Source organism: Rhodosalinus sp. 5P4 (assembly GCF_041365695.1).
Taxonomy (GTDB): Bacteria; Pseudomonadota; Alphaproteobacteria; order Rhodobacterales; family Rhodobacteraceae; genus Rhodosalinus.
Genome location: NZ_JBGFSJ010000004.1, coordinates 313,503 through 336,279 on the forward strand (window position 1 = coordinate 313,503; position 22,777 = coordinate 336,279).

34 protein-coding genes are annotated in these 22,777 nt (G+C 66.7%); 1 reads left to right on the forward strand and 33 read right to left on the reverse strand.

What is annotated here, in order from left to right; genetic code table 11:
• Positions 1-44: 44 nt before the first annotated feature.
• The 32 genes from AB6A69_RS09410 to rpsL form a co-directional block, all read right to left on the reverse strand.
• Positions 45-1,379, reverse strand: a complete 1,335-nt coding sequence (locus tag AB6A69_RS09410; protein ID WP_371060580.1) for a replication-associated recombination protein A — start codon at positions 1,377-1,379, stop codon at positions 45-47.
• Positions 1,380-1,621: 242 nt separating this feature from the next.
• Positions 1,622-2,041, reverse strand: a complete 420-nt coding sequence (rplQ, locus tag AB6A69_RS09415) for a 50S ribosomal protein L17 (RefSeq protein ID WP_371060581.1) — start codon at positions 2,039-2,041, stop codon at positions 1,622-1,624.
• 112 nt (positions 2,042-2,153) lie between these two features.
• Positions 2,154-3,170, reverse strand: a complete 1,017-nt coding sequence (locus AB6A69_RS09420; RefSeq protein WP_371060582.1) for a DNA-directed RNA polymerase subunit alpha — start codon at positions 3,168-3,170, stop codon at positions 2,154-2,156.
• Between the two features lie 119 nt (positions 3,171-3,289).
• The gene (gene rpsK / locus AB6A69_RS09425; RefSeq protein WP_371037609.1) at positions 3,290-3,682 is read right to left on the reverse strand and encodes a 30S ribosomal protein S11; all 393 of its coding nucleotides are present in this window, start codon (positions 3,680-3,682) and stop codon (positions 3,290-3,292) included.
• A gap of 15 nt (positions 3,683-3,697) precedes the next feature.
• A complete protein-coding gene (rpsM, locus tag AB6A69_RS09430) occupies positions 3,698-4,066 on the reverse strand; it encodes a 30S ribosomal protein S13 (RefSeq protein ID WP_371037610.1) in 369 nt (122 codons plus the stop codon).
• Positions 4,067-4,223: 157 nt separating this feature from the next.
• A complete protein-coding gene (locus tag AB6A69_RS09435; RefSeq protein WP_371056481.1) occupies positions 4,224-4,904 on the reverse strand; it encodes an adenylate kinase in 681 nt (226 codons plus the stop codon).
• Entirely contained in the window at positions 4,901-6,265 is a 1,365-nt protein-coding gene (gene secY / locus AB6A69_RS09440; protein WP_371056482.1) for a preprotein translocase subunit SecY, read from the reverse strand. The genes AB6A69_RS09435 and secY overlap by 4 nt, the downstream gene beginning before the upstream one ends.
• Positions 6,266-6,371: 106 nt before the next feature.
• Positions 6,372-6,845, reverse strand: a complete 474-nt coding sequence (gene rplO / locus AB6A69_RS09445; RefSeq protein WP_371037613.1) for a 50S ribosomal protein L15 — start codon at positions 6,843-6,845, stop codon at positions 6,372-6,374.
• A 151-nt stretch (positions 6,846-6,996) separates the two neighbouring features.
• A complete protein-coding gene (gene rpmD / locus AB6A69_RS09450) occupies positions 6,997-7,185 on the reverse strand; it encodes a 50S ribosomal protein L30 (RefSeq protein WP_371037614.1) in 189 nt (62 codons plus the stop codon).
• Between the two features lie 12 nt (positions 7,186-7,197).
• Entirely contained in the window at positions 7,198-7,773 is a 576-nt protein-coding gene (gene rpsE, locus AB6A69_RS09455; RefSeq protein ID WP_371037615.1) for a 30S ribosomal protein S5, read from the reverse strand.
• 10 nt (positions 7,774-7,783) lie between these two features.
• Positions 7,784-8,143 (reverse strand): 50S ribosomal protein L18, encoded by a 360-nt coding sequence (gene rplR, locus AB6A69_RS09460; RefSeq protein ID WP_371056483.1) that lies wholly within the window; start codon positions 8,141-8,143, stop codon positions 7,784-7,786.
• A gap of 12 nt (positions 8,144-8,155) precedes the next feature.
• Positions 8,156-8,689 (reverse strand): 50S ribosomal protein L6, encoded by a 534-nt coding sequence (gene rplF, locus AB6A69_RS09465; protein ID WP_371056484.1) that lies wholly within the window; start codon positions 8,687-8,689, stop codon positions 8,156-8,158.
• Positions 8,690-8,699: 10 nt separating this feature from the next.
• Positions 8,700-9,092: a 30S ribosomal protein S8 gene (gene rpsH, locus AB6A69_RS09470; RefSeq protein ID WP_371056485.1), complete on the reverse strand. Its 393-nt coding sequence runs from the start codon at positions 9,090-9,092 to the stop codon at positions 8,700-8,702.
• A 13-nt stretch (positions 9,093-9,105) separates the two neighbouring features.
• Positions 9,106-9,411 carry a 30S ribosomal protein S14 gene (gene rpsN / locus AB6A69_RS09475; RefSeq protein ID WP_371060583.1) on the reverse strand — a complete coding sequence of 102 codons (306 nt, stop codon included), beginning with the start codon at positions 9,409-9,411 and terminating at the stop codon, positions 9,106-9,108.
• Positions 9,412-9,430: 19 nt separating this feature from the next.
• Positions 9,431-9,994: a 50S ribosomal protein L5 gene (rplE, locus tag AB6A69_RS09480; RefSeq protein WP_371060584.1), complete on the reverse strand. Its 564-nt coding sequence runs from the start codon at positions 9,992-9,994 to the stop codon at positions 9,431-9,433.
• A complete protein-coding gene (rplX, locus tag AB6A69_RS09485) occupies positions 9,987-10,298 on the reverse strand; it encodes a 50S ribosomal protein L24 (protein WP_371060585.1) in 312 nt (103 codons plus the stop codon). Before rplX ends, rplE begins: the two co-directional genes overlap by 8 nt.
• Entirely contained in the window at positions 10,298-10,666 is a 369-nt protein-coding gene (rplN, locus tag AB6A69_RS09490; protein ID WP_371037622.1) for a 50S ribosomal protein L14, read from the reverse strand. The genes rplX and rplN overlap by 1 nt, the downstream gene beginning before the upstream one ends.
• Positions 10,667-10,741: 75 nt before the next feature.
• Complete coding sequence (gene rpsQ, locus AB6A69_RS09495) at positions 10,742-10,972, reverse strand: 30S ribosomal protein S17 (RefSeq protein WP_371037623.1); 231 nt, start codon at positions 10,970-10,972, stop codon at positions 10,742-10,744.
• A gap of 10 nt (positions 10,973-10,982) precedes the next feature.
• Positions 10,983-11,186, reverse strand: coding sequence for a 50S ribosomal protein L29 (rpmC, locus tag AB6A69_RS09500; protein WP_371037624.1), 204 nt, complete (start codon positions 11,184-11,186; stop codon positions 10,983-10,985).
• A 97-nt stretch (positions 11,187-11,283) separates the two neighbouring features.
• Positions 11,284-11,697 (reverse strand): 50S ribosomal protein L16, encoded by a 414-nt coding sequence (gene rplP, locus AB6A69_RS09505; protein ID WP_371037625.1) that lies wholly within the window; start codon positions 11,695-11,697, stop codon positions 11,284-11,286.
• Positions 11,698-11,710: 13 nt separating this feature from the next.
• Complete coding sequence (gene rpsC / locus AB6A69_RS09510) at positions 11,711-12,415, reverse strand: 30S ribosomal protein S3 (protein ID WP_371037626.1); 705 nt, start codon at positions 12,413-12,415, stop codon at positions 11,711-11,713.
• Positions 12,415-12,795, reverse strand: coding sequence for a 50S ribosomal protein L22 (rplV, locus tag AB6A69_RS09515; protein ID WP_371037627.1), 381 nt, complete (start codon positions 12,793-12,795; stop codon positions 12,415-12,417). Before rplV ends, rpsC begins: the two co-directional genes overlap by 1 nt.
• Before the next feature lie 4 nt (positions 12,796-12,799).
• Complete coding sequence (rpsS, locus tag AB6A69_RS09520; RefSeq protein WP_371037628.1) at positions 12,800-13,078, reverse strand: 30S ribosomal protein S19; 279 nt, start codon at positions 13,076-13,078, stop codon at positions 12,800-12,802.
• A 3-nt stretch (positions 13,079-13,081) separates the two neighbouring features.
• Positions 13,082-13,924 carry a 50S ribosomal protein L2 gene (rplB, locus tag AB6A69_RS09525; RefSeq protein ID WP_371037630.1) on the reverse strand — a complete coding sequence of 281 codons (843 nt, stop codon included), beginning with the start codon at positions 13,922-13,924 and terminating at the stop codon, positions 13,082-13,084.
• Positions 13,925-14,076: 152 nt separating this feature from the next.
• A complete protein-coding gene (locus tag AB6A69_RS09530; RefSeq protein WP_371037631.1) occupies positions 14,077-14,373 on the reverse strand; it encodes a 50S ribosomal protein L23 in 297 nt (98 codons plus the stop codon).
• Positions 14,370-14,987 carry a 50S ribosomal protein L4 gene (gene rplD, locus AB6A69_RS09535; protein ID WP_371060586.1) on the reverse strand — a complete coding sequence of 206 codons (618 nt, stop codon included), beginning with the start codon at positions 14,985-14,987 and terminating at the stop codon, positions 14,370-14,372. The genes AB6A69_RS09530 and rplD overlap by 4 nt, the downstream gene beginning before the upstream one ends.
• Positions 14,984-15,823, reverse strand: coding sequence for a 50S ribosomal protein L3 (gene rplC, locus AB6A69_RS09540; protein ID WP_371060587.1), 840 nt, complete (start codon positions 15,821-15,823; stop codon positions 14,984-14,986). Before rplC ends, rplD begins: the two co-directional genes overlap by 4 nt.
• A gap of 13 nt (positions 15,824-15,836) precedes the next feature.
• Positions 15,837-16,151: a 30S ribosomal protein S10 gene (rpsJ, locus tag AB6A69_RS09545; protein ID WP_371037634.1), complete on the reverse strand. Its 315-nt coding sequence runs from the start codon at positions 16,149-16,151 to the stop codon at positions 15,837-15,839.
• Positions 16,152-16,219: 68 nt separating this feature from the next.
• Positions 16,220-17,395: an elongation factor Tu gene (gene tuf / locus AB6A69_RS09550; RefSeq protein WP_371060588.1), complete on the reverse strand. Its 1,176-nt coding sequence runs from the start codon at positions 17,393-17,395 to the stop codon at positions 16,220-16,222.
• Between the two features lie 59 nt (positions 17,396-17,454).
• Complete coding sequence (gene fusA, locus AB6A69_RS09555; RefSeq protein WP_371056809.1) at positions 17,455-19,596, reverse strand: elongation factor G; 2,142 nt, start codon at positions 19,594-19,596, stop codon at positions 17,455-17,457.
• Between the two features lie 24 nt (positions 19,597-19,620).
• Positions 19,621-20,091, reverse strand: coding sequence for a 30S ribosomal protein S7 (gene rpsG, locus AB6A69_RS09560; RefSeq protein ID WP_371060589.1), 471 nt, complete (start codon positions 20,089-20,091; stop codon positions 19,621-19,623).
• A gap of 12 nt (positions 20,092-20,103) precedes the next feature.
• Entirely contained in the window at positions 20,104-20,475 is a 372-nt protein-coding gene (rpsL, locus tag AB6A69_RS09565; RefSeq protein ID WP_005980675.1) for a 30S ribosomal protein S12, read from the reverse strand.
• A 347-nt stretch (positions 20,476-20,822) separates the two neighbouring features.
• Here rpsL and AB6A69_RS09570 point away from each other — a divergent pair, with 347 nt between their 5' ends.
• Positions 20,823-21,644, forward strand: coding sequence for a glycosyltransferase (locus tag AB6A69_RS09570; protein WP_371060590.1), 822 nt, complete (start codon positions 20,823-20,825; stop codon positions 21,642-21,644).
• On the opposite strand, the gene AB6A69_RS09575 is transcribed toward AB6A69_RS09570, so the two are convergent.
• On the reverse strand, positions 21,634-22,536 hold the full coding sequence (locus tag AB6A69_RS09575) for a DMT family transporter (RefSeq protein ID WP_371060591.1): 903 nt from the start codon (positions 22,534-22,536) through the stop codon (positions 21,634-21,636). The genes AB6A69_RS09570 and AB6A69_RS09575 overlap by 11 nt on opposite strands.
• Positions 22,537-22,777: the final 241 nt, after the last annotated feature.

Sequence of the window (22,777 nt, forward strand, 5' to 3'; positions counted from 1 at the left end):
TCCCGCCCTTGTCAAGCGCCCGCGGCGGGCGGCCTCGCGCGCGCTCACGCCTCGCCCGCGCGCCTGGCACGCAGCCGCTCGAACCAGTCGAGCCGCTTGCCGAGCTCGCGTTCGAAGCCGCGCTCCACGGGGGCGTAGAACGCCTCCCGCTCCATCTCGTCGGGGAAGTAGTCCTGGCCCGAAAAGGCATCCTCGGCATCGTGGTCGTAGGCGTAGCCCGCCCCGTAGCCCTGCTCGCGCATGAGCTTCGTGGGCGCGTTCAGGATGTGCTTGGGCGGGGGCGCCGAGCCGGTGGACTTCGCGGCGCGCCGCGCGGCCTTGTAGGCGCTGTAGGCCGCATTCGACTTGGGCGCGAGGGCGAGATAGAGCACGGCCTGCGCAAGCGCCAGCTCGCCCTCGGGGCTGCCGAGGCGCTCGTAGGTCTCCCACCCCTGCAGGCAGACCGCCTGGGCCTGCGGATCGGCGAGGCCGATGTCCTCCACGGCCATCCGCGTGATCCGCCGCGCGAGGTAGCGCGGGTCCTCGCCGCCCTCGAGCATCCGCGCGAGCCAGTAGAGCGCTGCGTCGGGATCTGACCCGCGTACCGACTTGTGCAGCGCCGAGATCAGGTTGTAATGCGCCTCGCCCGACTTGTCGTATTGCGCGGCCCGCCGGGCGAGCCGGTCGGCGAGCGCCTGCGCGTCGAGCTTGCCCTCGACCTTCCACGCCATCACCTGTTCGATGAGGTTGAGGGCGGCGCGCCCGTCGCCGTCGGCCATCTCGAGCAGCGCCTCGCGTGCGGGCCCGTCGAGCGGCAGCGCGCGGCCGAGCACCGTCTCCGCGCGTTGCGCGAGGCGCTCCAGGTCGGCGAGCGAAAGCCGTTCTAGCACCAGAACCTGCGCGCGCGACAGAAGCGCGGCGTTGAGCTCGAAGCTCGGATTCTCGGTCGTCGCGCCGACCAGCAGGATGGTGCCGTCCTCCATGTGCGGCAGAAAGCTGTCCTGCTGCGCCTTGTTGAAGCGGTGGATCTCGTCGACGAACAGAAGCGTGCGGCGCCCGCGCGCCTTCGCGGCCTCGAAAACCTTCCTGAGCTCCGCCACCCCGGTGAAGATCGCGCTGATCTGCACGAATTCCAGATCGGTCTCGGAGGCCAGAAGCCGGGCGATGGTGGTCTTGCCGACGCCGGGCGGCCCCCAGAGGACCAGGGACGACAGGCTTGCCGCCTTCAGCATCGCGCCGAGCGGCGCCTCGGGGCCAAGGATCTGGTCCTGCCCGATCACCTCCGAAAGGCGGGCGGGCCGCATCCGGTCGGCAAGGGGCCGGCCCGCACCAGTCCCACCGGCCGTGTTTTCCCCCGTCCCGGCGTCGGACCCGGGAGAACTGTCGAAGAGGTCACCCATGCCGGTCAGGCCCCGAAGCACCGGCGCGATGCCGGGCGCCCGGGTTTCCGCGCGGCGGCGCGACACCGCGCGGGACGGCCCGAGACCCGGCCTGCATCCCGATTACGAGCCGGAACGGGGCGCGCCGGGGCGGAAAATGCTGTGGATATGGTCGGTCGGGGCGTCACGCCCTCGATATGCGCGCGCTTCCGGCCCGATGCAAGCGGCCCCGCCACCCGGCGAGGCCGCGGCATCGTCCGGGCTCAGTCCTCGACGGCCTCTTCGGCGGCGAGGCGGGCGCGGTCGGCCGCGCCCTTGGCGTCGGGATCGCGGTCGACGAGTTCGACGATCGCCATCGGCGCCATGTCGCCGTAGCGGAAGCCCGCCTTCAGAACGCGGACATACCCGCCCTGCCGCTCCTGGTAGCGGGGGCCGAGCACGTCGAAGAGCTTGGCGACGAGCGCCTCCTGCTTCAGCCGTGCGGCGGCCTGGCGGCGGGCATGAAGGTCGCCGCGCTTGGCCAGCGTGATGAGCTTGTCGGCCACGCGCTTCAGCTCCTTGGCCTTGGGCAGCGTGGTCTTGATCTGTTCATGCTCGATGAGCGAGCCCGCCATGTTCGCCCAGAGCGCCTTGCGGTGCTCGTGGGTGCGGTTCAGGCGGCGGTAGCCTCTCGCGTGACGCATCGGTTCGGTCCTTTCGCTTTGTGCTTTGTCCGGGGCCCCATGCGTACGGGGCCCTCACCTTGGGGCGGGATTGCCCTTGTCCGGGCCGGCGGGCGGCGGGCGCCTGCGGACCTCAGAACGACTCCTCGAACTTCTTGGCGAGTTCCTCGATGTTGTCGGGCGGCCAGTCGTCGACGTCCATCCCGAGATGCAGGCCCATGCCCGAGAGCACTTCCTTGATCTCGTTGAGCGACTTGCGGCCGAAGTTCGGCGTGCGCAGCATCTCGGCCTCGGTCTTCTGGATCAGGTCGCCGATATAGACGATGTTGTCGTTCTTGAGGCAGTTGGCGGAGCGCACGGACAGCTCGAGTTCGTCGACCTTCTTGAGCAGGAGCGGGTTGAACTCCAGCCCCTCCTCGTCGGATTCGCGGCCGGCGGATTCGGGCTCGTCGAAGTTGACGAAGATCGACAGCTGGTCCTGGATGATGCGCGCGGCGTAGGCCACGGCGTCCTCGGGGGTGACCGAGCCGTCCGTTTCCAGCTTCAGCGTCAGCTTGTCGTAGTCCAGCACCTGCCCTTCGCGCGTGGGCTGCACGTCATAGGCGACCTTCTTGACCGGCGAGTAGATCGCGTCGATCGGAATGAGGCCGATCGGCGCGTCCTCGGGCTTGTTCCGGTCCGCCGGCACGTAGCCCTTTCCGGTGTTGACGGTCAGTTCCATGTAGACGCCGCCACCGCTGTCGAGGTGGCAGATCACGTGATCCTTGTTGAGCACCTCGATCCCGGCGCTGTCCACGATGTCGCCTGCGGTGACGACGCCGGGGCCCTTGGCCTCGATCGTCAGCCGCTTCGGCCCCTCGACCTCCATGCGCAGCGCGACGCCCTTCAGGTTGAGAACGATGTCGGTCACGTCCTCGCGCACGCCCGCGACCGAGGAAAACTCGTGCAGGACGTTGTCGATCTGCACGGAGGTGATCGCCGCGCCCTGAAGCGACGACATCAGAACCCGGCGCAGTGCGTTTCCGAGCGTGAGGCCGAAGCCACGCTCCAGCGGCTCTGCGACCACCACGGCCTGCCGGGCGGGATCGTTGCCTGGCTTGATCTCCAGCTGGGGGGGTTTGATCAGCTCGGCCCAGTTCTTGTGGATCATGCGGTTCTCCTCAATTCCTGTCCGGGCCCCATGTCCGAAGGCCCGAACGCCCGAGGTTAAAATGACGTGGCGAGGCCGCACGACTGATGCGCGCGGCCCCGCGAAAAAGCGGCGATCCCTCAGACGCGGCGGCGCTTCGGCGGGCGGCAGCCGTTGTGCGCGATGGGCGTCACGTCGCGGATGGACGTGATGTTGAAGCCGATCGCGGCCAGCGCGCGCAGCGCCGATTCACGGCCGGAGCCGGGGCCCTGCACTTCCACCTCGAGGGTGCGCATGCCGTGCTCCTGCGCCTTGCGGCCCGCATCTTCGGCAGCCATCTGTGCGGCATAGGGCGTGGACTTGCGCGAGCCCTTGAAACCCATCGTGCCGGCCGAGGACCACGCGATCGCGTTGCCCTGCACGTCCGAGATCAGGATCTTGGTGTTGTTGAAAGAAGAGTTCACATGCGCCACGCCGGTGGCGATGTTCTTGGAGACCTTGCGCTTGCCTGTGCGGCGGGTATCGCGTGCCATCTGTCCTGCCCTCCCTTACTTCTTCTTGCCGGCGATCGGCTTCGCGGGCCCCTTGCGGGTGCGCGCGTTGGTGTGGGTGCGCTGACCGCGCACGGGCAGGTTGCGGCGATGCCGCAGGCCGCGGTAGCAGCCGAGATCCATCAGCCGCTTGATGTTCATCTGCACCTCGCGGCGCAGATCGCCTTCCACGGTGAAGTTGGTGTCGATGTGCTCGCGGATCGCCACCAGTTCCGAATCGGAAAGCTCGTTCACGCGCCGGCTCTCGTCGATGCTGGTCGCTTCGCAGATCGACTTGGCGGCGCTCGGGCCGATACCGTGGATGTAGGTGAGAGCGATCGGGACCCGTTTGTGGGTGGGGATATTGACGCCGGCGATACGTGCCACGTGTCCGTCCTTTCGTTGCGGTTCCGTAACTCCAGAACCTTTTTTCACAGCACTCGGCCCGCGGCTTTTGCCGACGGGCCGACGCGAAGAGGTGATCGTTGCAAACAGCCGGGACGACACCCGGCATGCAAAATGATTCTCGGTCGAGAGCGTTCGGTTAAGAGACTTCGGACCGAGGGTCAACCCCCGCCCCGGCGCGGCCCAGGACATCGGCGATCTCGGCCTGGACCTCGGCGATGTCGCCCAGACCGTCGATGCGGTGCAGGAGGTCCTTGGCATAGTAGTAGCCGATGAGCGGCGAGGTCTTCTTGTAGTATTCCATCAGTCGCTGGCGCAGGCTGTCCTCGTTGTCGTCGGCGCGCCGCTTGAACTCCGTTCCGCCGCAGACGGCGCATTTTCCGTCCTCCGGGATCGGCTTGCTGATGTCGTTGTAGACTTCGCCGCAGGAGGCACAGGTGGAGCGCGCCGTGATGCGCTCGATCAGCGCCTCGTCGTCCACCTGCATCTCGATGACCGCGTCGAGGCCTTGCCCCGTCTCCTCGAGCAAATCCCCGAGCGCGTCGGCCTGCGCGAGGGTGCGCGGGAACCCGTCGAAGATGAACCCCGGCGCCTCGGTCCCCTCCAGCTTTTCCCGGATGAGCCCGATCACGATCTCGTCGGTGACCAGTTCGCCGCGGTCCATCACCTCTGCGACCCGGCGCCCCATCTCCGTCCCGGAACTGCGCGCCTCGCGGAGCATGTCACCGGTCGAGAGCTGCACCATGCCGCGGGTCTCCACGAGATGGCGCGCCTGTGTGCCCTTGCCTGCTCCGGGTGGTCCGAGAAGTATGATGTTCATCGTCTCGCTGGCGCCTTCTTTCCGGGTTTCTTCTTGCCGCGTCCCCGCAGCTGCGACTTCTGGATCAGCCCCTCGTACTGGTGCGCGAGCAGGTGGCTCTGAATCTGCTGGACGGTGTCCATGGACACCGACACCACGATGAGCACCGACGTGCCGCCGAAGTAGAAGGGTATGGCCAGCTGCCCGCGAATGACCTCGGGCAGGAGACACACCAGGGCGAGGTAGCCCGAGCCGACCACAAGCACGCGATTGACGACGTATTCGAGATATTCGGACGTCTTCTTTCCGGGCCGGATACCGGGCACGAAGCCGCCTTGGTTCTTGAGGTTGTCGGCCACGTCGTCCGGCTTGAACGAGACGTTGAAGGTGTAGAAATACGCGAAGAAGATGATCATCGCGCCGAAAAAGGCGAGGTAGAGCGGCTGTCCGGGGCCGAAATAGGCCATGATCGTCGACATCACCGGCCCGGATTGCTGGCCCGAGAAGGTGCTGATCGTCGTCGGCAGCAGAAGCAGCGAACTCGCGAAGATCGCGGGGATCACGCCCGACGGGTTGACCTTCACCGGAAGGTGGCTGGTCTGCGCCTCGGTCATCTTCATGCCGACCTGGCGGCGCGGATACTGGATCGCGATCTTGCGCAAAGCGCGCTCCATGAAGACCACGAAGGTGATGGTCGCCACCACCATGAGGATCACGCCCACGATCACGGCGGGGCTGATCGCGCCCGACCGGCCCGAGGCGAAGAACTGCGCCAGCGCCGCCGGAACCTCGGCGATGATGCCCACGAAGATGATGAGCGAGATGCCGTTGCCCACGCCGCGCGCGGTGATCTGCTCGCCCAGCCACATCAGGAACATGGTGCCGCCCACCAGCGTGATGACGCAGGCGGCCCGGAAGAACCATCCCGGGTCGGTGACCAGATCCCCCGCCTCGAGGCTGACGGCCAGGCCGTAGGCCTGCAGGGTGGCCAGGAACACCGTGCCGTAGCGGGTGTACTGGTTGATCTTCTTGCGGCCCTGCTCGCCCTCTTTCTTGAGCTGCTCGAGCTTCGGCACCATCGAGGCCAGCAGCTGAACGATGATCGAGGCCGAGATGTAGGGCATGATCCCGAGTGCGAAGATCCCCATGCGCCCGAGCGCGCCGCCGGTGAACATCGACAGCATGCCGCCGATGCCGGTGGAGGCCTGCTCCATGAAGTCGCGCAGCGCCTGCCCGTCGATGCCCGGCACCGGGATATAGGTGCCGAGACGATAGACGATCAGCAGACCGAGCGTGAAAAAGATGCGCTGGCGGAGTTCGGTGGCCTTGGCCAGGGCGCCCCAGCTGGTATTGGCGGCCATCTGTTCGGCGGCGGAAACCATGCGGATCCCCATGTCAGGGCACCGCCGCCCAAAGCGTTTTCCAGCTCGGGCGGCGGTACGGAAAACTTCGGGTTATGTAATGGGCGCCGCGAGGCGCCACAACCCGTTATTCGGTCGCGGCGGGTGCCTGCAGCGTGACCGACCCGCCCGCGCCTTCCACGGCGGCGACCGCGGAGCGCGAGGCACCCGTCACCTGAAGCTCGAGCCTGGCGGTCAGGTCACCCTTGGCCAGCACGCGGACGCCGTCGAGCTTGCGCCGTACGAGGCCGGACGCGACGAGCGCGTCCTCGGTCACCGGCTGTCCGGCGTCGATCTTGCCCGCATCGACGAATTGCTGGATCGCGCCCAGGTTGACCACGGCGAAGCGCTTGCGGTTGGGCGCGGTGAAGCCACGCTTCGGCAGGCGCTGGTAGATCGGCATCTGCCCGCCCTCGAAGCCCTTGACGGCCACGCCGGAGCGGGATTTCTGGCCCTTGATGCCGCGGCCGGCGGTCTTGCCCTTGCCCGAGCCCGGGCCGCGCCCGACGCGCTTCTTGTTGTGCAGAGCGCCGGGATTATCGCGCAGTTCGTTCAGTTTCATGTCGCTTCTCCTTGGCCGGAACACCTCCCCGAAGCGCGGCGGGAGGGACACGGCATCAGCTGTTTCAGAGGGCCCGGCCTGTTTCGGCGCGAGCAGGCGTTTTGGAAAACGCCTGGACAAGGCCCGGGACGGGCCTTGTCCGAACCCGGCCTCAGCCGCGCTCTTCCACGATCTCCACGAGATGCGGGATCTTGGCGATCATGCCGCGCACGGAGGGCGTGTCTTCGAGTTCCCGTGTCCGGTGCATCTTGTTCAGTCCGAGGCCGACCAGCGTCTGACGCTGGCTGGCGGGACGGCGGATGGGCGAGCCCACCTGCTTCACGACAATGGTCTTGGCCATGCGATACTCTCCTTACGCCTCGGCGGTCTCGCCGGCCTCGGCCTTCGGCTGATCCTCCTTGTGGAGGATGTCGGCCACCTTCTTGCCGCGACGCTGGGCCACGAGGCGCGGGCTCTGCTGCTTTTGCAGCGCGTCCAGGGTGGCGCGGATCATGTTGTAGGGGTTCTGCGAGCCGTTCGACTTCGCGACCACGTCCTGAACGCCGAGCATCTCGAACACCGCGCGGACGGGCCCGCCCGCGATGATGCCCGTGCCCTGCGGCGCGGTGCGCGTGACGATCTTGCCCGCGCCCCAACGGCCTTCCTGGTCGTGATGCAGCGTCCGGCCCTCGCGCAGCGGCACGCGGATGAGCCGACGCTTCGCCTGCTCCGTGGCCTTGCGGATGGCTTCGGGGACCTCCTTGGCCTTGCCCTTGCCGAAGCCCACGCGGCCTTTCTGGTCGCCCACCACGACGAGTGCCGCGAAGCCGAAACGCTTGCCGCCCTTCACCGTCTTGGACACCCGGTTGATCGCCACGAGACGATCGGCGAATTCCGGCGCTTCGTCGCGCTCGCGGCGGCCGCGGCCGCCATGGGGTTCTCTAGCCATATCCGTCTCCTCAGAACTTCAGGCCGCCCTCGCGGGCCGCGTCCGCCAGAGCCTTGATGCCACCGTGAAACAGGAAACCGCCACGGTCGAAGTAGCACTGGTCCACACCGGCCGCCTTGGCACGCTCGGCGATCGCGGCGCCGATCTTCGCGGCAGCCTCCGTGTTGTTCTTGCCCACCACGCCGAGCGTCGCCTCGAGCGACGAGGCGGAGGCGAGCGTGCGCCCCGCCACGTCGTCGATGAGCTGGACGTGGATGTTCTTGTTCGAGCGATGCACCGAGAGGCGCGGGCGCCCCGAGTTCATCTTCTTGACCTTGTTCCGGACGCGCAGGCGGCGCTTCTGGAACAGTTGCCGTTTGCTGTTAGCCATTTCTGCGCGTCCTTACTTCTTCTTGCCTTCCTTCTGGAAGATATACTCGCCCTTGTAGCGGATCCCCTTGCCCTTGTAGGGCTCGGGCCGCCGCCAGTCGCGGATGTTCGCCGCGACCTGGCCGACGAGCTGTTCATTGAAGCCCTCGATCACGATCTCGGTCGGCTTCGGCGTCGTGACCGTGACGCCCTCCGGCACCGGGAAATCGACATCGTGGCTGAGGCCGAGATTGAGCTTCAGGGTGTCGCCCTGCGCCTGAGCGCGGTAGCCGACGCCCCGGATCTCGAGCTCCTTCTTGAAGCCGTCGCTCACACCCTTCACGAGGTTCGCGATGTTGGTGCGGCTCATGCCCCATTGCTGGCGCGCGCGCTTGGACTGACCACGCGGGCTGACGGTGATCTGCCCATCCTCCTGCGCGATCGTCACGTCGTCGGTGGCCGTCCAGCTGCGGGTGCCCTTGGGCCCCTTCACCTCGACGGTCTGACCGCTGATCGTCGCGGTCACGCCCGAGGGAACGGCGACCGGCTGTTTTCCGATACGAGACATGCCTTTCTCCTCAGAATACGGTGCAGAGAACTTCGCCGCCCACATTCGCCGAGCGCGCGGCGGCGTCCGACATCACGCCCTTCGGGGTCGACACGATCGACACGCCGAGGCCCTGGCGAACCTCCGGAAGGTCCTTTACGCCCAGGTACACCCGGCGGCCCGGCTTCGAAACGCGCTTGAGCTCGCGGATCACGGGGGTGCCGTCGAAATACTTCAGCGCGATTTCCAGCGTCGGATGGCCACGCGCGTCGGTCCCCTTCTCGTAGCCGCGGATGTAGCCTTCCGCGGCCAGGACATCGAGCACCCAAGCGCGCAGCTTGGAGGCCGGCGTGACGACCACGGATTTTCCGCGCATCTGCGCGTTGCGGATGCGGGTGAGCATATCGCCGATAGGATCGTTCATCTCTCGACCTCCCTCACCAGCTCGACTTCACGAGGCCCGGGGCCTGCCCGGTCGAGCCGAGCTCGCGCAGGGCGATCCGGCTCACCTTGAGCTTCCGGTAATAGGCGTGCGGCCGGCCGGTGAGCTGGCAGCGGTTGTGCAGCCGCGTGGGCGAGCTGTTGCGCGGAAGCTTGGCAAGCTTCAGACGCGCCTTGAAACGCTCTTCCATCGGCTTCGACTCGTCGTTCGCGACGTCCTTGAGTGCCGCGCGCTTGGCGGCATACTGCTCCACCATCCGCTGGCGCTTCTTCTCGCGCTCGATCATTGCTTTCTTGGCCATGTCGTGTCTCCTCCGGCGCTCAGCTGGTGAAGGGCATGTTGAAATGCTTCAACAGCGCCTTGGCTTCCGCGTCGGTCTTCGCGGTGCTGGCGATTACGATGTCCATTCCCCAGACCTCGTCGACCTTGTCGTAGTCGATTTCGGGGAAGACGATGTGCTCCTTCAGGCCCATCGCGTAGTTTCCCCGCCCATCGAAGGACGTGCCGGACACGCCGCGGAAGTCGCGGACCCGCGGAAGAGCGATGGTGACCAGGCGGTCGAGGAATTCGTACATCCGCGCGCCGCGGAGCGTCACCTTGGCGCCGAGCGGCATGTCCTCGCGCACCCGGAAACCGGCGATCGATTTTTTCGCCTTGGTGATGACCGCGCGCTGACCGGCGATGGCGGACAGGTCTTCCTGCGCCGACTTCGCCTTCTTGCTGTCGCGGACGGCCTCCGCTCCGCACCCGATGTTGAGCACGATCTTGTCGAGGCGCGGGATCTGCATGTCGTTCTTGTAGCCGAACTCTTCCTTCAGCGCCGCCTTGATCGTGCCGTCGTAGAGTTCGCGAAGACGCGGGGTGTAGGTGGTGGCGTCAAGCATCGATCACGTCTCCCGTGGTCTTGGCGTAGCGAACCTTCTTGCCGTCCTCGAAACGGAAGCCGACGCGGGTGGCCTTGCCGTTCTTGTCCACGATGGCGAGGTTCGACAGGTCGATCGGCAGCGCCTTCGGAACGCGGCCGCCCTGGCTTCGGGCGGATTGGGCGGTGTGGCGCACGGCCATGTTGATCCCGTCCACCACGGCCTTGCCGGCCTTGGGGCTCACGGACGCGATGGTGCCGGTGCGGCCCTTGTCCTTGCCGGCCAGCACGACGACCTTGTCACCTTTCTTGAGCTTTGCAGCCATCAGAGCACCTCCGGGGCGAGCGAGATGATCTTCATGAAGTTCTTCGCGCGCAGCTCGCGCACCACCGGCCCGAAGATACGGGTGCCGACGGGCTCGAGGTTGTTGTTGAGGATCACGGCGGCGTTGCCGTCGAACCGGATCGCGGTCCCGTCTTCGCGGCGCACTTCCTTGGCGGTGCGCACGACGACGGCCTTGCGCACGTCGCCCTTCTTGACGCGGCCGCGCGGGATCGCCTCCTTGACGGAGACGACGATGATGTCGCCCACGCTGGCATATTTGCGCTTCGACCCGCCGAGGACCTTGATGCACTGCACCCGGCGCGCGCCGGAGTTGTCAGCGACATCCAGATTGGTCTGCATCTGGATCATGTGGTTTCTCCCGACCTTTGGGGAGGGCCCTGCCCTATCTCCCCAGGGTTTCGATCAAACCGGGTGTGGTCGTCCCTACTGGGCGATCACCTCCCAGCGTTTCGTCTTGGACTTGGGCGCGCACTCGATGATGCGCACCGCGTCGCCAACCTTGAAGGCGCCGTTCTCGTCATGAGCACGGTACTTCTTGGACTTCTTGACGGTCTTCTGAAGCACCGGGTGCTTGAAGCGCCGTTCCACCGCGACGGTGACGGTTTGTGCATTCGCCGTGGAGGTCACGGTGCCTTGAAGAATACGCTTGGGCATCTCGCTCTCCTCACTCGGCGGCCGCTTGCGCGGCCTTTTCGTTCAGGATCGTCTTCACCCGAGCCACGTCGCGGCGCACGACACGCATGCGCGCCGTGCTCTCGAGCTGGCCGGTGGCCTGCTGGAAGCGCAGGTTGAACGCTTCCTTCTTCAGGCCGACCAGTTGCTCGCGCAGCTGGTCCGGCGTCTTGTCTCTCAGTTCCTTGGCGTCCATCGCCTATCGTCCTTCCATCAGAAGTCGCGAAGACCCGCTTCGCGCTTTTCCAACAAAACGCCGGACCCCCGACCGGGCGCCGGGGGTCCGGAAAATCTCACCAGTCCTCGCGGACAATGATGCGCGTCTTGATCGGCAGCTTCATCGCGGCGAGTCGGAGCGCTTCCTTTGCCACATCCTCACCGACGCCGTCAATCTCGAACATGATGCGTCCGGGCTTCACGCGGGCCGCCCAGTAATCCACCGAACCCTTGCCCTTGCCCATGCGGACCTCGGTCGGCTTCGAACTGACAGGCACATCGGGGAAGATCCGGATCCAGACGCGGCCCTGGCGCTTCATGTGGCGCGTCATGGCACGGCGCGCGGCCTCGATCTGGCGCGCGGTGATGCGCTCGGGCTGCGCGGCCTTCAGGCCGTAGGTCCCGAAATTGAGGTCGGATCCGCCCTTCGCCTCGCCGTGAATGCGGCCCTTGTGCTGTTTGCGGAATTTCGTGCGCTTGGGTTGCAGCATCTTTCAGTCCTCCTCAGCGGCGACCGGCGCCACGGGGCGCAGGACCTTCCTGCAACTCCTGGGCACGGCGCTCGCGAGCCTGGGGGTCGTGCTCCATGATCTCGCCCTTGAAGATCCAGACCTTGATCCCGATGATCCCGTAGGGCGTGCTGGCCTCGACATTGGCGTAATCGATGTCCGCACGCAGGGTATGCAGCGGCACGCGGCCCTCGCGATACCATTCGGTCCGCGCGATCTCGGCCCCGCCGAGGCGGCCGGCGACGTTGACGCGGATCCCGAGGGCGCCCATGCGCATCGCGTTCTGCACCGCGCGCTTCATCGCGCGGCGGAAGCTGACCCGGCGCTCGAGCTGCTGGGCGATGCTCTCGCCCACGAGCTGCGCGTCGAGCTCGGGCTTGCGGACCTCGACGATGTTGAGGTGCAGTTCCGAGTCCGTCATGCGGGCGAGCTTCTGGCGCAGCGCCTCGATGTCGGCGCCCTTCTTCCCGATGATCACGCCGGGCCGCGCAGAATGGATCGTCACGCGGCACTTGCGGTGCGGACGCTCGATCACGATCCGCGATACGCCGGCCTGCTTGGCCTCCTCGCGAATGAACTCGCGGATCTTGATGTCCTCGAGAAGCAGGTCGCCGTAATCCTTGGTGTCGGCATACCAGCGGCTGTCCCAGGTCCGATTGACCTGGACGCGCATGCCGATCGGGTTCGTCTTGTTCCCCATTAGACTTGCTCCTCGATCTGGCGAACCTTGATGGTGAGCTCGGAGAAGGGCTTGACGATCCTGCCGAACCGGCCACGCGCCCGCGGACGACCCCGCTTCAGCACGAGGTTCTTGCCCACCCAGGCCTCGGCGACGACAAGCTCGTCGACGTCCAGGTTGTGGTTGTTCTCGGCGTTCGCGATCGCGGACTGAAGGCACTTCTTCACGTCCTGCGCGATGCGCTTGTTGGAGAAGGTGAGATCGTTCAACGCGCGATCGACCTTCTTGCCGCGGATCATCGCCGCAACGAGGTTCAGCTTCTGCGGGCTGGTGCGCAGCATCCGCAGTTTCGCCATTGCCTCGTTGTCGGCCACGCGGCGGGGGTTCTTTTCCTTGCCCATCGCTTTACTTCCGCTTCGATTTCTTGTCGGCCGCGTGACCGTAATAGGTCCGCGTCGGCGAGTACTCGCCGAACTTCTGGCCGATCATGTCCTCGCTGACCGACACCGGCACGTGCTTGTGCCCGTTGTAGACCCCGAAGGTAAGCCCCACGAACTGGGGCAGGATGGTCGATCGGCGCGACCAGATCTTGATGACTTCGTTGCGGCCCGACTCGCGCGACGCTTCGGCCTTCTTCAGGACGTAGCTGTCGACGAAGGGGCCCTTCCAAACGGAACGTGCCATGGCTTAACGGCCCTTCTTGCGTGCGTGGCGCGAGCGCAGGATGAGCTTCTGCGACGCCTTGTTGGTGTCCCGGGTGCGGCGGCCCTTCGTGGGCTTGCCCCAGGGCGTGACGGGGTGACGGCCACCCGAGGTGCGGCCTTCGCCCCCGCCATGCGGGTGGTCGATCGGGTTCATGACCACGCCACGCACCGAGGGGCGCTTGCCCATGTGCCGCGTCCGGCCGGCCTTGCCGATGTTCTGGTTCGAGTTATCGGGGTTCGACACGGCACCGATGGTGGCCATGCACTCCTGCCGAACGAGGCGCAGCTCGCCCGACGACAGGCGGATCTGGGCATACCCGCCGTCGCGGCCCACGAACTGTGCGTAGGTGCCCGCGGCACGCGCGATCTGCCCGCCCTTGCCCGGCTTGAGCTCGATGTTGTGCACGATCGTGCCGATCGGCATGCCCGCGAACGGCATGGCGTTGCCGGGCTTCACGTCGACCTTCCGGCCCGCGACGATCTTGTCGCCGACGCCGAGGCGCTGGGGCGCGAGGATGTAGGCCTGTTCGCCGTCCTCGTACTGGATGAGCGCGATGAAGGCGGTCCGGTTGGGATCGTATTCGATCCGGACGACGACCGCCGTGACGTCGTGCTTCGTGCGCTTGAAATCGACGATGCGATAGAGACGCTTCGCGCCTCCGCCGCGGCGCCGCGCGGTGATGCGTCCGGTGTTGTTCCGGCCGCCCTTCTTCGTCAGACCCTCGGTGAGCGCCTTGACGGGACGACCTTTCCAAAGTTCCGAACGGTCGATCAGCACCAGCCCGCGCTGGCCCGGCGTCGTCGGCTTGTACGACTTGAGTGCCATGCTTTCTGTCTTCCGTTGTCAGCGGCGGGGTTCGCGCCCCGCCTTTGGTTTTGCGGCCCGTATCGGGCCTGGAGTGAAGGGCCCCTCGGGTCCCCGGTGAAAAAGCCGGGGCCCCGGTCGTCCCGGGGCCCCGCCTGAGTCGGCGCTCATTATCAGAGGCCGGTCGTGACGTCGATAGTGTTCCCCTCCTCGAGGGTCACATACGCCTTCTTGACATCGCTGCGGCGGCCGGGGCGGCCGCGGAAACGCTTGGCCTTGCCCTTGGTGATGGTCGTGTTCACGGCCCGCACCTTCACGCCGAAAAGCTGCTCGACCGCTTCCCGGATCTGCGGCTTCGAGCTGTCGATGGCCACCTCGAAGACCACGGCGTTCGCTTCCGACGCCATGGTGGACTTCTCGGTGATGACCGGCTTGCGGATCACGTCGTAATGTTCGGGTTTCGCGCTCATTTCAGCCGCGCCTCCAGTGCTTCGACCCCCGCGCGCGTGATCACGAGCGTGTCGCGCTTGAGGATGTCATAGACGTTCGCCCCGACCGACGGTAGCACGTCGAGCCCTTCGACGTTGCGGGCGGCGCGCTCGAAGCCCTCGTCCACCTGCGGCCCGTCGATCACCAGGGCGCGCTTCCAGCCGAGGTTCTTCACCGCGCGTGCAAGCTCTGCCGTCTTGCCCGACGACTTCGCCTCGTCGATGACGATCAGGGCGCCTTCGCGCGCCTTCGCGGAAAGCGCGTGCTTCAGGCCGAGCTTGCGGACCTTCTTGGGAAGTTCATGCGCGTGGCTGCGCGGCGTCGGCCCCTTGTAGATACCGCCCTTGCGGAAGATCGGCGCGTTGCGGTCGCCGTGACGGGCACCGCCGGTGCCCTTCTGGCGATAGATCTTCTTGGTCGAGTAGCTGGTCTCGGAGCGCGTCTTCACCTTGTGGGTGCCGGCCATCGCCTTGTTGCGCTGCCAGCGCACCACACGGTGCAGAAGGTCCGCACGCGGCTCCAGTCCGAAGACGTCCTCGCCCAGATCGACCGAGCCGGCCGTGCCGCCGTCCAGCGTGATCACGTCGAGTTTCATTCGTCGCTGTCCTTCTTCTCGGCCTCGATGTCGGCCTCGGCCTCCTTGAGCGCGGCTTCCTGCTCGGCGGCTGCGGCCTCCTCGGCGGCGCGGCGGGCCTCCTCCTCCTCGGCGGCGGCCTGCGCGGCGGCTTCCTCGGCCTGGCGCTTCGCCTCGTCGGCGGCGGACTTGAGCGCCGCGGGCAGGATAACGTTCTCCGGCATCGCCTTCTTGACGGCGTCGCGCACCGTCACCCAGCCGCCCTTCGGACCCGGCACCGCGCCCTTGAGCATGATGACACCGCGCTCCGCGTCGGTGCGCACGACCTGCAGGTTCTGCGTGGTCACGCGCGCCGCGCCCATGTGGCCGGCCATCTTCTTGCCCTTGAACACGCGGCCGGGATCCTGGCACTGGCCGGTCGAGCCGTGGGAGCGATGCGAGATCGACACCCCGTGGCTGGCCCGCAGGCCGCCGAAATTGTGCCGCTTCATCGCGCCCGCGAACCCCTTGCCGATCGAGGTGCCCGACACGTCCACGAACTGGCCCTCGAAATAATGGTCGGCGGTGATTTCCTCACCGACGCCGATCATGTTCTCGGGCGCGACGCGGAACTCCGCGACCTTCCGCTTGGGTTCCACGCTGGCCTTCGCGAAATGGCCGCGCATCGGCTGGCTCACCCGCTTGGCCTTGGCCATCCCGGCGCCGAGCTGCACCGCCGAATACCCGTGCGTTTCGGGCGTGCGCTGCGCCACCACCTGCAACTTGTCCAGTTGCAGGACGGTGACCGGCACCTGCCGCCCGTCTTCCATGAAGAGCCGGGTCATCCCGACCTTCCTTGCGATCACTCCAGAGCGCATCGTCCAGCCCCCCTTACACCTTGATCTCGACATCCACGCCGGCGGCGAGGTCGAGCTTCATCAGCGCGTCCACCGTCTGAGGCGTCGGATCCACGATGTCCAGGAGCCGCTTGTGCGTGCGGATTTCGAACTGGTCGCGCGACTTCTTGTTGACGTGCGGGCCCCGCAGGACGGTGAACTTCTCGATCTTGTTGGGCAGCGGAATGGGACCGCGCACCTCGGCGCCCGTGCGCTTGGCCGTGTTCACGATCTCCTGCGTGCTGGCGTCCAGCACGCGGTAGTCGAAGGCCTTGAGCCGGATCCGGATATTCTGGCTTGTGACTGCCATTTGTCTTGCCTTTCGAGGTTGAGAGGTGGACCGGGCATCTTTCCTGGCCCACGTCGACCCTGTTCGCGTTACTCGATGATCTTGGAGACGACGCCGGAGCCCACGGTGCGGCCGCCTTCGCGGATGGCGAAGCGCAGGCGCTCCTCCATGGCGATCGGCGCGATCAGTTCCACCTCGAAGCTCACATTGTCGCCCGGCATCACCATCTCGGTGCCCTCGGGCAACTTCACCGTCCCGGTCACGTCCGTCGTGCGGAAGTAGAACTGCGGGCGGTAGTTCGCGAAGAACGGCGTGTGACGGCCGCCCTCGTCCTTCGTCAGGATGTAGGCCTCCGCCTCGAACTTCGTGTGCGGCGTCACCGAGCCGGGCTTGCACAGCACCTGGCCGCGCTCCACGTCGTCGCGGTCCACGCCGCGCAGAAGCGCGCCGATGTTGTCGCCCGCCTCGCCACGGTCCAGAAGCTTGCGGAACATCTCCACGCCCGTGCAGGTCGTCTTCCGCGTCGGCTTGATCCCGACGATCTCGATCTCGTCGCCCACGTTGATCACGCCGCGCTCCACGCGCCCCGTCACCACCGTGCCACGGCCCGAGATCGAGAACACGTCCTCGATCGGCATCAGGAACGGCTGGTCCACCGCACGCTCGGGCGTCGGGATGAAGTCGTCGACCGCCGCCATCAGCTCGCGGATCTTCTCTTCGCCGATCTCGGGGTCGCGCCCCTCCATCGCCGCCAGCGCGCTGCCCGCGATGATCGGAACGTCGTCGCCCGGGAAGTCGTAGGCCGACAGAAGCTCGCGAACCTCCATCTCGACGAGCTCCAGAAGCTCCTCGTCGTCCACCTGGTCGACCTTGTTCAGGAACACCACCATCGCCGGGATGCCCACCTGGCGGCCCAGCAGAATGTGCTCGCGCGTCTGCGGCATCGGGCCGTCGGCCGCGTTCACCACCAGGATCGCGCCGTCCATCTGCGCCGCGCCCGTGATCATGTTCTTCACGTAGTCCGCGTGGCCCGGGCAATCCACATGCGCATAGTGACGGTTCTCCGTCTCGTACTCCACATGCGCCGTCGAGATCGTGATCCCCCGCGCCTTCTCCTCGGGCGCGCCGTCGATCTGGTCATACGCCCGGAAATCCCCGAAATACTTCGTGATCGCCGCCGTCAACGTCGTCTTGCCGTGGTCGACATGACCGATCGTGCCGATGTTCACGTGCGGCTTCGACCGCTCAAACTTCTCTTTTGCCATCTCGGCCTCCTGTTCCTTTCGACGCGGGCGCAACCGGGGCGCGCCCGCGGATCATTGGGTTAAGCGTATTTCGACTGGATCTCGTCGGAGATGTTCTGCGGCACCGGCTCGTAGTGGTCGAACTGCATCGTGAACTGCGCCCGGCCCGAGGACATCGAGCGCAGGTTGTTGATGTAGCCGAACATGTTTGCCAGCGGCACGAAGGAGTCGATCACGATGGCATTGCCGCGAGGCGCCTGGCCCTGCACCTGGCCACGCCGCGAGGTGAGGTCGCCGATGATGTTGCCGGTGTACTCTTCCGGCGTCACCACCTCGACCCTCATGATCGGCTCGAGCAGTTTCGCACCGGCCTTGCGCAGGCCCTCGCGCATGCACATCCGCGAGGCGATCTCGAAGGCGAGAACGCTCGAATCCACGTCGTGGAACTTGCCGTCCACCAGCGCGACCTTGAAGTCGATCACCGGGAAGCCCGCGAGCGGACCGGAGTCCATCACCGACTGGATGCCCTTCTCGACGCCGGGGATGTATTCCTTCGGCACCGTGCCGCCGACGATCCGCGACTCGAAGCTGTAGCCCTCGCCGGCCTCGGTCGGCGTGATCTCCAGCTTCACCTCGGCGAACTGACCCGAGCCACCGGTCTGCTTCTTGTGCGTGTAGGTGTGCTCGATCTTCTGGCTGATCGTCTCGCGGTAGGCCACCTGCGGCGCACCGATATTGGCCTCGACCTTGAACTCGCGCTTCAGCCGGTCGACCAGGATGTCGAGGTGAAGTTCGCCCATGCCCTTCATGATCGTCTGGCCCGATTCCAGATCGGTCTCCACGCGGAAGGACGGGTCCTCCGCCGCGAGGCGCTGCAGACCGGCCGACATCTTCTCCTGGTCGGCCTTGGTCTTGGGCTCGACCGCGATCTCGATCACCGGATCGGGGAAGGTCATCGTCTCCAGCACGACGGGCTTCGATGCATCGCAGAGCGTGTCGCCGGTCGTGGTCTCCTTCAGGCCGGCCAGCGCGATGATGTCGCCCGACCCCGCCCAGTCGATCTCCTCGCGGGAGTTCGAGTGCATCATCATCATGCGCCCGATGCGCTCGCGACGGCCCTTGGTGGAGTTCAGCACGCTGCCGCCCTTCTCGAGCAGGCCCGAGTAGATGCGGGTGAAGGTCAGCGAGCCCACGAACGGGTCGTTCATGATCTTGAACGCGAGCCCGGCGAAGGGCTGGTCGTCGCCCGGGCGGCGCTCCATGTTGCGCGTCTCGGTCTCGTCGTCCGGGGCGAAGCCCATGTAGGGCGGCACGTCGAGCGGGCCGGGCAGGTAGTCGATCACCGCGTTGAGCAACGGCTGGACGCCCTTGTTCTTGAAGGCGGAGCCCGCGAGCACCGGCACGAAGGACATGTTGAGCGTGCCCTTGCGGATGAGGCTGCGCAGGGTCGGAAGATCCGGCTCCTCGCCCTCGAGATACTTCTCCATCGCGTCGTCGTCCTGCTCCACGGCGATCTCGACGAGTTCGGCGCGCATCTCCTCGGCCTTGTCCTTGAGGTCGTCGCGGATGTCCTGGATGACCCAGCTGGCGCCGAGGTCCTCGCCCTTCCAGACCCATTCCTTCATGGTGACCAGATCGACGATGCCCTCGAGCTTGTCCTCGGCCCCGATCGGCATCTGGATCGGCGCGGGCAGGGCGCCCGTGCGGTCCTTGATCATGTGCACGCAGTTGAAGAAGTCGGCGCCGATCTTGTCCATCTTGTTGACGAACACGATGCGCGGCACCTTGTAGCGATCGGCCTGGCGCCAGACCGTTTCGGTCTGCGGCTCCACCCCGGCATTGGCGTCGAGCACGGCCACCGCGCCGTCGAGCACGGCGAGCGAGCGCTCCACCTCGATGGTGAAGTCCACGTGTCCGGGCGTGTCGATAATGTTGAAGCGGAACGACGCTTCCTTGGGCGTGTCGCCGTAGATGCCGGTCGGGTTCTTGCCGTCCTCGGTGCGGAACCAGAAGGTGGTCGTCGCCGCCGAGGTGATGGTGATCCCGCGCTCCTGCTCCTGCTCCATCCAGTCCATCGTCGCGGCGCCGTCATGCACCTCGCCGATCTTGTGGGACTTGCCGGTGTAGTAGAGAATCCGCTCCGTCGTCGTGGTCTTGCCGGCATCGATGTGCGCCATGATGCCGAAGTTGCGGTAGCGGTCGAGGGAGTATTCGCGTGCCATGGAATGGAGCCTCTGCGACAGGGGTTACCAGCGGTAATGGCTGAAGGCTTTGTTGGCCTCCGCCATCTTGTGGGTGTCTTCGCGCTTCTTCACCGCGGTGCCGCGGGAATTCACGGCGTCGAGCAGCTCGCTGGCGAGACGCTCTTCCATCGTGTGCTCGTTGCGCTTGCGGCAGGCGTCGATCAGCCAGCGAAGCGCCAGCGCCTCGCGGCGCTCGGGGCGCACCTCGACCGGCACCTGATAGGTCGCACCGCCCACGCGGCGCGAGCGGACCTCGACCGACGGCTTGATGTTCTCGATCGCCTCGTGGAAGATTTCCACCGGCGCGCGCTTCACCTTGCTCTCGACACGGTCCAGCGCGTTGTAGACGATCCGTTCCGCGACCGACTTCTTGCCGTCGATCATCAGGTTGTTCATGAACTTCGTCAGAACCCGGTCGCCATACTTGGCGTCGGGAAGGATTTCGCGCTTTTCCGCTCTGTGACGACGGGACATCCTTTAATCCTCTTACTTCGGGCGCTTCGCGCCGTATTTCGAACGGCGCTGCTTGCGGTCCTTGACGCCTTGCGTGTCGAGCACGCCGCGCAGGATGTGGTAGCGCACACCGGGAAGGTCCTTGACACGGCCACCACGGATCAGGACCACCGAGTGCTCCTGCAGGTTGTGGCTCTCGCCCGGGATGTAGCTGATCACCTCGTAGCCGTTCGTCAGGCGCACCTTCGCCACCTTCCGCATCGCCGAGTTCGGCTTCTTCGGCGTGGTGGTGTAGACGCGCGTGCAAACCCCCCGCTTCTGCGGGCACTGCTCCAGGTGCATCGACTTGGAGCGCTTCACTTTGGGCTGCCGCGGCTTGCGGATCAGCTGCTGGATCGTAGGCATATGGGTCTTTTCCCCGTCTCCGTGTCTTCATCAATGCGCGGGCGTCCCCGCGCGAGTTCCGTGTCCGGCGCGCGCCTCGCCCGCTCAAAACGCAAAAACCGCATTCAGCCTCCTCTGCCGAGGCCGACGCGGTGGGTTTCCAGAGGATCGGGGCGAACGCGCCCGGATCGTGGCCACATGAGTCCTGATGCCGGCGGCGGGGAAGACCCCTGTGCCGAGATGCCGGGCGTATACGGGGAGTCGCAGGGGTTGTCAACAGCACCCCGCCGCCGCTTGTCCCCGCGCCCGGGCGCTGCCACTCTGGCGCACTGAAACGGACCCGGGCGGCGAAGGGACGCGATACCGACATGCAGGCGATCGGGCTCTGCCGCTTTTCCTACCCCGCGATCGGCGGCTTCCAGGTCGAGCACGACAACCTGCGCGCACGGCTCGACTATCTCTACGCGCCGGACCGGATGGAAGAGCGTTTCCGCCTCTTCGAAACCGTGGCGCTGCCGTCGCTGCGCGCCCAGACCGATCCGGCCTTCGATCTCGTGGTCGTCGCGGGCGACAGCCTGCCCGCGCCCCATCTCGCGCGCCTGCGCGCGGCGCTGAAGGACCTGCCGCAGGCGCAGCTCCGGCTCGAGCCGCCCCGGCGCCACCGCGCGGCGATGAAGGATCTGCTGCAGGCGGCGCGGCGGCAGCCGGACCGGCCCTGTCTGCAGTTTCGCTTCGACGACGACGATGCCGTCGCCGTCGATTTCGTGGAGAAGTTCAAATCGGCCGCGGCCGAATGCCGGGACCTGCTCGCGGCGCACCGCTCGGTCGCCATCGACTTCGCGAGCGGCTACCACGCGGCGTTCGGCCCCGGGGGCATCCGCGCCGCAGCGCTGTTCAGGCCCTATTACACCGCGGCGCTCGGCATGTCGGTGCGCGGCGGCGATACTCGGACGATCATGAACTTCGCCCACCACCGCATCCATCGCTTCATGCCGGCGATCTGCTTTCCCGAGCCGGCGATGTTCGTGCGAGGCCTCGGTCGCTTCAACGACTCGCGCGCGGGGGTGCCCTGGCCCGCGGATCTGCGCCCCCTTTCGGCTGCCGAGGAAGAGACGTTCCGCGCGCGCTTCGCCCTCGACGCGGATGCCATCCGGCGGGCCTTCGCCGGGGAGCACGGCGCTAGCGGCTAGGCGGAACGACGGGGCGGGCCCGCCGCGCCAGGCGCGCCTCGCGGAGCATCGTGTAGATGCCCGTCGCCGCGATGATCGCCGCGCCGAGCAGCGTCAGCGGCGCCGGCCAGTCGCCGAAGACGGCCCAGCCCAGCACCAGCGCCCAGAGCAGCCCGGTGTAGCGGAAGGGCGCGACGACGGCCACCTCGCCCACCCGCATCACGAGCACGCTGCAAAGATAGCCCCCCATGATGAAGACCGCCGAGGCACCGATCAGGCCGGCCTGCCGCCCTGTCACCGGGGTCCAGCCCTGACCCAGCCCCGCGAGCGCGGCGAAAAGGGTCACGCCGGCGGCGGCGGCAAGGGTCACCGTCAGCGAGGGCACCGCCGAGGACATCCGCCGCGTGGCCAGATCCCGCACCGTGACCATCGCCACCGCGACCAGCGCGTAGCCGGCGTGAAGGTTGAACCCCTCCGGCCCCGGCCGGACGATGAGCAGCATGCCAGCGAAGCCCACGAGAATGGCGGTGAGCCGCCGCCAGCCGATACGCTCCCCGAAGACCAGCGCCCCCCCGAGGGCGACGGTCAGGGGCAGCACCTGCAGGATCGCCGTGACGTTGGCGAGCGGCATGTTGATGAGCGCGGTCAGGAAGAAATAGGCCGCCCCCACCTCGCAGCCGGTACGCAGCAAGACGAGCGCCCCGTCGCGACCGGAAAGCCGCAGCTCGATCCGCCTCAAGCGCCAGGCCAGCAGGCCGATCAGGGTCGTCGTCGCGAGCCCCCGCAGGAACAGGATCTGCATGAGCGGCAGTTCGTCGCCCACCACCTTCACGAACGTGTCGTTGATGGTGAACGAGGCCATCGAAGCCATCATCAGAAGCGCGCCGCGCGCGTTGTCGGTAAGCACTGGCATGGCCGGCGGCACTCCCGCTGTTTCCGGACGCATCGGACCAGCGGTAGCGCCGCGCGGCCGGGGCGTCGAGACCTCGCCGTCGTCCCGCAGCCGAAGGCCGGCCACCTCGCCATCGCCGCCCCGAGGCCTCCGGAAACGCCCCCGGCAAGCGCGAAGGCCCGCGCGGCGACCGGCTGCGGCAAGGTCGAAGATCCGGAAGAACGAAAAAGGCCCCCGCCGGGGCGGGGGCCTTCTTCCTGTC

What these genes read in the sequence shown, in the direction of transcription:
- rpsE (WP_371037615.1), bottom strand. Translation starts at nt 7,773, where the DNA reads ATGGCTAGAGAACCCCATGGCGGCCGCGGCCGCCGCGAGCGCGACGAA.
- rpmC (WP_371037624.1), bottom strand. Translation starts at nt 11,186, where the DNA reads ATGGACGCCAAGGAACTGAGAGACAAGACGCCGGACCAGCTGCGCGAG.
- rplC (WP_371060587.1), bottom strand. Translation starts at nt 15,823, where the DNA reads ATGCGCTCTGGAGTGATCGCAAGGAAGGTCGGGATGACCCGGCTCTTC.
- rplF (WP_371056484.1), bottom strand. Translation starts at nt 8,689, where the DNA reads ATGTCTCGTATCGGAAAACAGCCGGTCGCCGTTCCCTCGGGCGTGACC.
- rpsH (WP_371056485.1), bottom strand. Translation starts at nt 9,092, where the DNA reads ATGAACGATCCTATCGGCGATATGCTCACCCGCATCCGCAACGCGCAG.
- fusA (WP_371056809.1), bottom strand. Translation starts at nt 19,596, where the DNA reads ATGGCACGCGAATACTCCCTCGACCGCTACCGCAACTTCGGCATCATG.
- rpsG (WP_371060589.1), bottom strand. Translation starts at nt 20,091, where the DNA reads ATGTCCCGTCGTCACAGAGCGGAAAAGCGCGAAATCCTTCCCGACGCC.
- rplV (WP_371037627.1), bottom strand. Translation starts at nt 12,795, where the DNA reads ATGGGCAAGGAAAAGAACCCCCGCCGCGTGGCCGACAACGAGGCAATG.
- AB6A69_RS09435 (WP_371056481.1), bottom strand. Translation starts at nt 4,904, where the DNA reads ATGAACATCATACTTCTCGGACCACCCGGAGCAGGCAAGGGCACACAG.
- rpsK (WP_371037609.1), bottom strand. Translation starts at nt 3,682, where the DNA reads ATGGCACGCGATACCCGCCGCACAGGCAAGCGCAAGGTCTCCAAGAAC.
- AB6A69_RS09575 (WP_371060591.1), bottom strand. Translation starts at nt 22,536, where the DNA reads ATGCCAGTGCTTACCGACAACGCGCGCGGCGCGCTTCTGATGATGGCT.
- tuf (WP_371060588.1), bottom strand. Translation starts at nt 17,395, where the DNA reads ATGGCAAAAGAGAAGTTTGAGCGGTCGAAGCCGCACGTGAACATCGGC.
- rpsC (WP_371037626.1), bottom strand. Translation starts at nt 12,415, where the DNA reads ATGGGGAACAAGACGAACCCGATCGGCATGCGCGTCCAGGTCAATCGG.
- rpsN (WP_371060583.1), bottom strand. Translation starts at nt 9,411, where the DNA reads ATGGCCAAGAAAGCAATGATCGAGCGCGAGAAGAAGCGCCAGCGGATG.
- rplP (WP_371037625.1), bottom strand. Translation starts at nt 11,697, where the DNA reads ATGCTGCAACCCAAGCGCACGAAATTCCGCAAACAGCACAAGGGCCGC.
- rpsQ (WP_371037623.1), bottom strand. Translation starts at nt 10,972, where the DNA reads ATGCCCAAGCGTATTCTTCAAGGCACCGTGACCTCCACGGCGAATGCA.
- rpmD (WP_371037614.1), bottom strand. Translation starts at nt 7,185, where the DNA reads ATGGCCAAGACCATTGTCGTGAAGCAGGTGGGCTCGCCCATCCGCCGT.
- AB6A69_RS09410 (WP_371060580.1), bottom strand. Translation starts at nt 1,379, where the DNA reads ATGGGTGACCTCTTCGACAGTTCTCCCGGGTCCGACGCCGGGACGGGG.
- rpsJ (WP_371037634.1), bottom strand. Translation starts at nt 16,151, where the DNA reads ATGGCAGTCACAAGCCAGAATATCCGGATCCGGCTCAAGGCCTTCGAC.
- rplN (WP_371037622.1), bottom strand. Translation starts at nt 10,666, where the DNA reads ATGATCCAGATGCAGACCAATCTGGATGTCGCTGACAACTCCGGCGCG.
- rplQ (WP_371060581.1), bottom strand. Translation starts at nt 2,041, where the DNA reads ATGCGTCACGCGAGAGGCTACCGCCGCCTGAACCGCACCCACGAGCAC.
- rplE (WP_371060584.1), bottom strand. Translation starts at nt 9,994, where the DNA reads ATGCTTGACGCCACCACCTACACCCCGCGTCTTCGCGAACTCTACGAC.
- rpsS (WP_371037628.1), bottom strand. Translation starts at nt 13,078, where the DNA reads ATGGCACGTTCCGTTTGGAAGGGCCCCTTCGTCGACAGCTACGTCCTG.
- AB6A69_RS09570 (WP_371060590.1), top strand. Translation starts at nt 20,823, where the DNA reads ATGCAGGCGATCGGGCTCTGCCGCTTTTCCTACCCCGCGATCGGCGGC.
- rpsL (WP_005980675.1), bottom strand. Translation starts at nt 20,475, where the DNA reads ATGCCTACGATCCAGCAGCTGATCCGCAAGCCGCGGCAGCCCAAAGTG.
- secY (WP_371056482.1), bottom strand. Translation starts at nt 6,265, where the DNA reads ATGGTTTCCGCCGCCGAACAGATGGCCGCCAATACCAGCTGGGGCGCC.
- rplB (WP_371037630.1), bottom strand. Translation starts at nt 13,924, where the DNA reads ATGGCACTCAAGTCGTACAAGCCGACGACGCCGGGCCAGCGCGGGCTG.
- rplR (WP_371056483.1), bottom strand. Translation starts at nt 8,143, where the DNA reads ATGGCTAACAGCAAACGGCAACTGTTCCAGAAGCGCCGCCTGCGCGTC.
- AB6A69_RS09530 (WP_371037631.1), bottom strand. Translation starts at nt 14,373, where the DNA reads ATGAGCGCGAAACCCGAACATTACGACGTGATCCGCAAGCCGGTCATC.
- AB6A69_RS09420 (WP_371060582.1), bottom strand. Translation starts at nt 3,170, where the DNA reads ATGATCCACAAGAACTGGGCCGAGCTGATCAAACCCCCCCAGCTGGAG.
- rplO (WP_371037613.1), bottom strand. Translation starts at nt 6,845, where the DNA reads ATGAAACTGAACGAACTGCGCGATAATCCCGGCGCTCTGCACAACAAG.
- rplD (WP_371060586.1), bottom strand. Translation starts at nt 14,987, where the DNA reads ATGAAACTCGACGTGATCACGCTGGACGGCGGCACGGCCGGCTCGGTC.
- rplX (WP_371060585.1), bottom strand. Translation starts at nt 10,298, where the DNA reads ATGGCTGCAAAGCTCAAGAAAGGTGACAAGGTCGTCGTGCTGGCCGGC.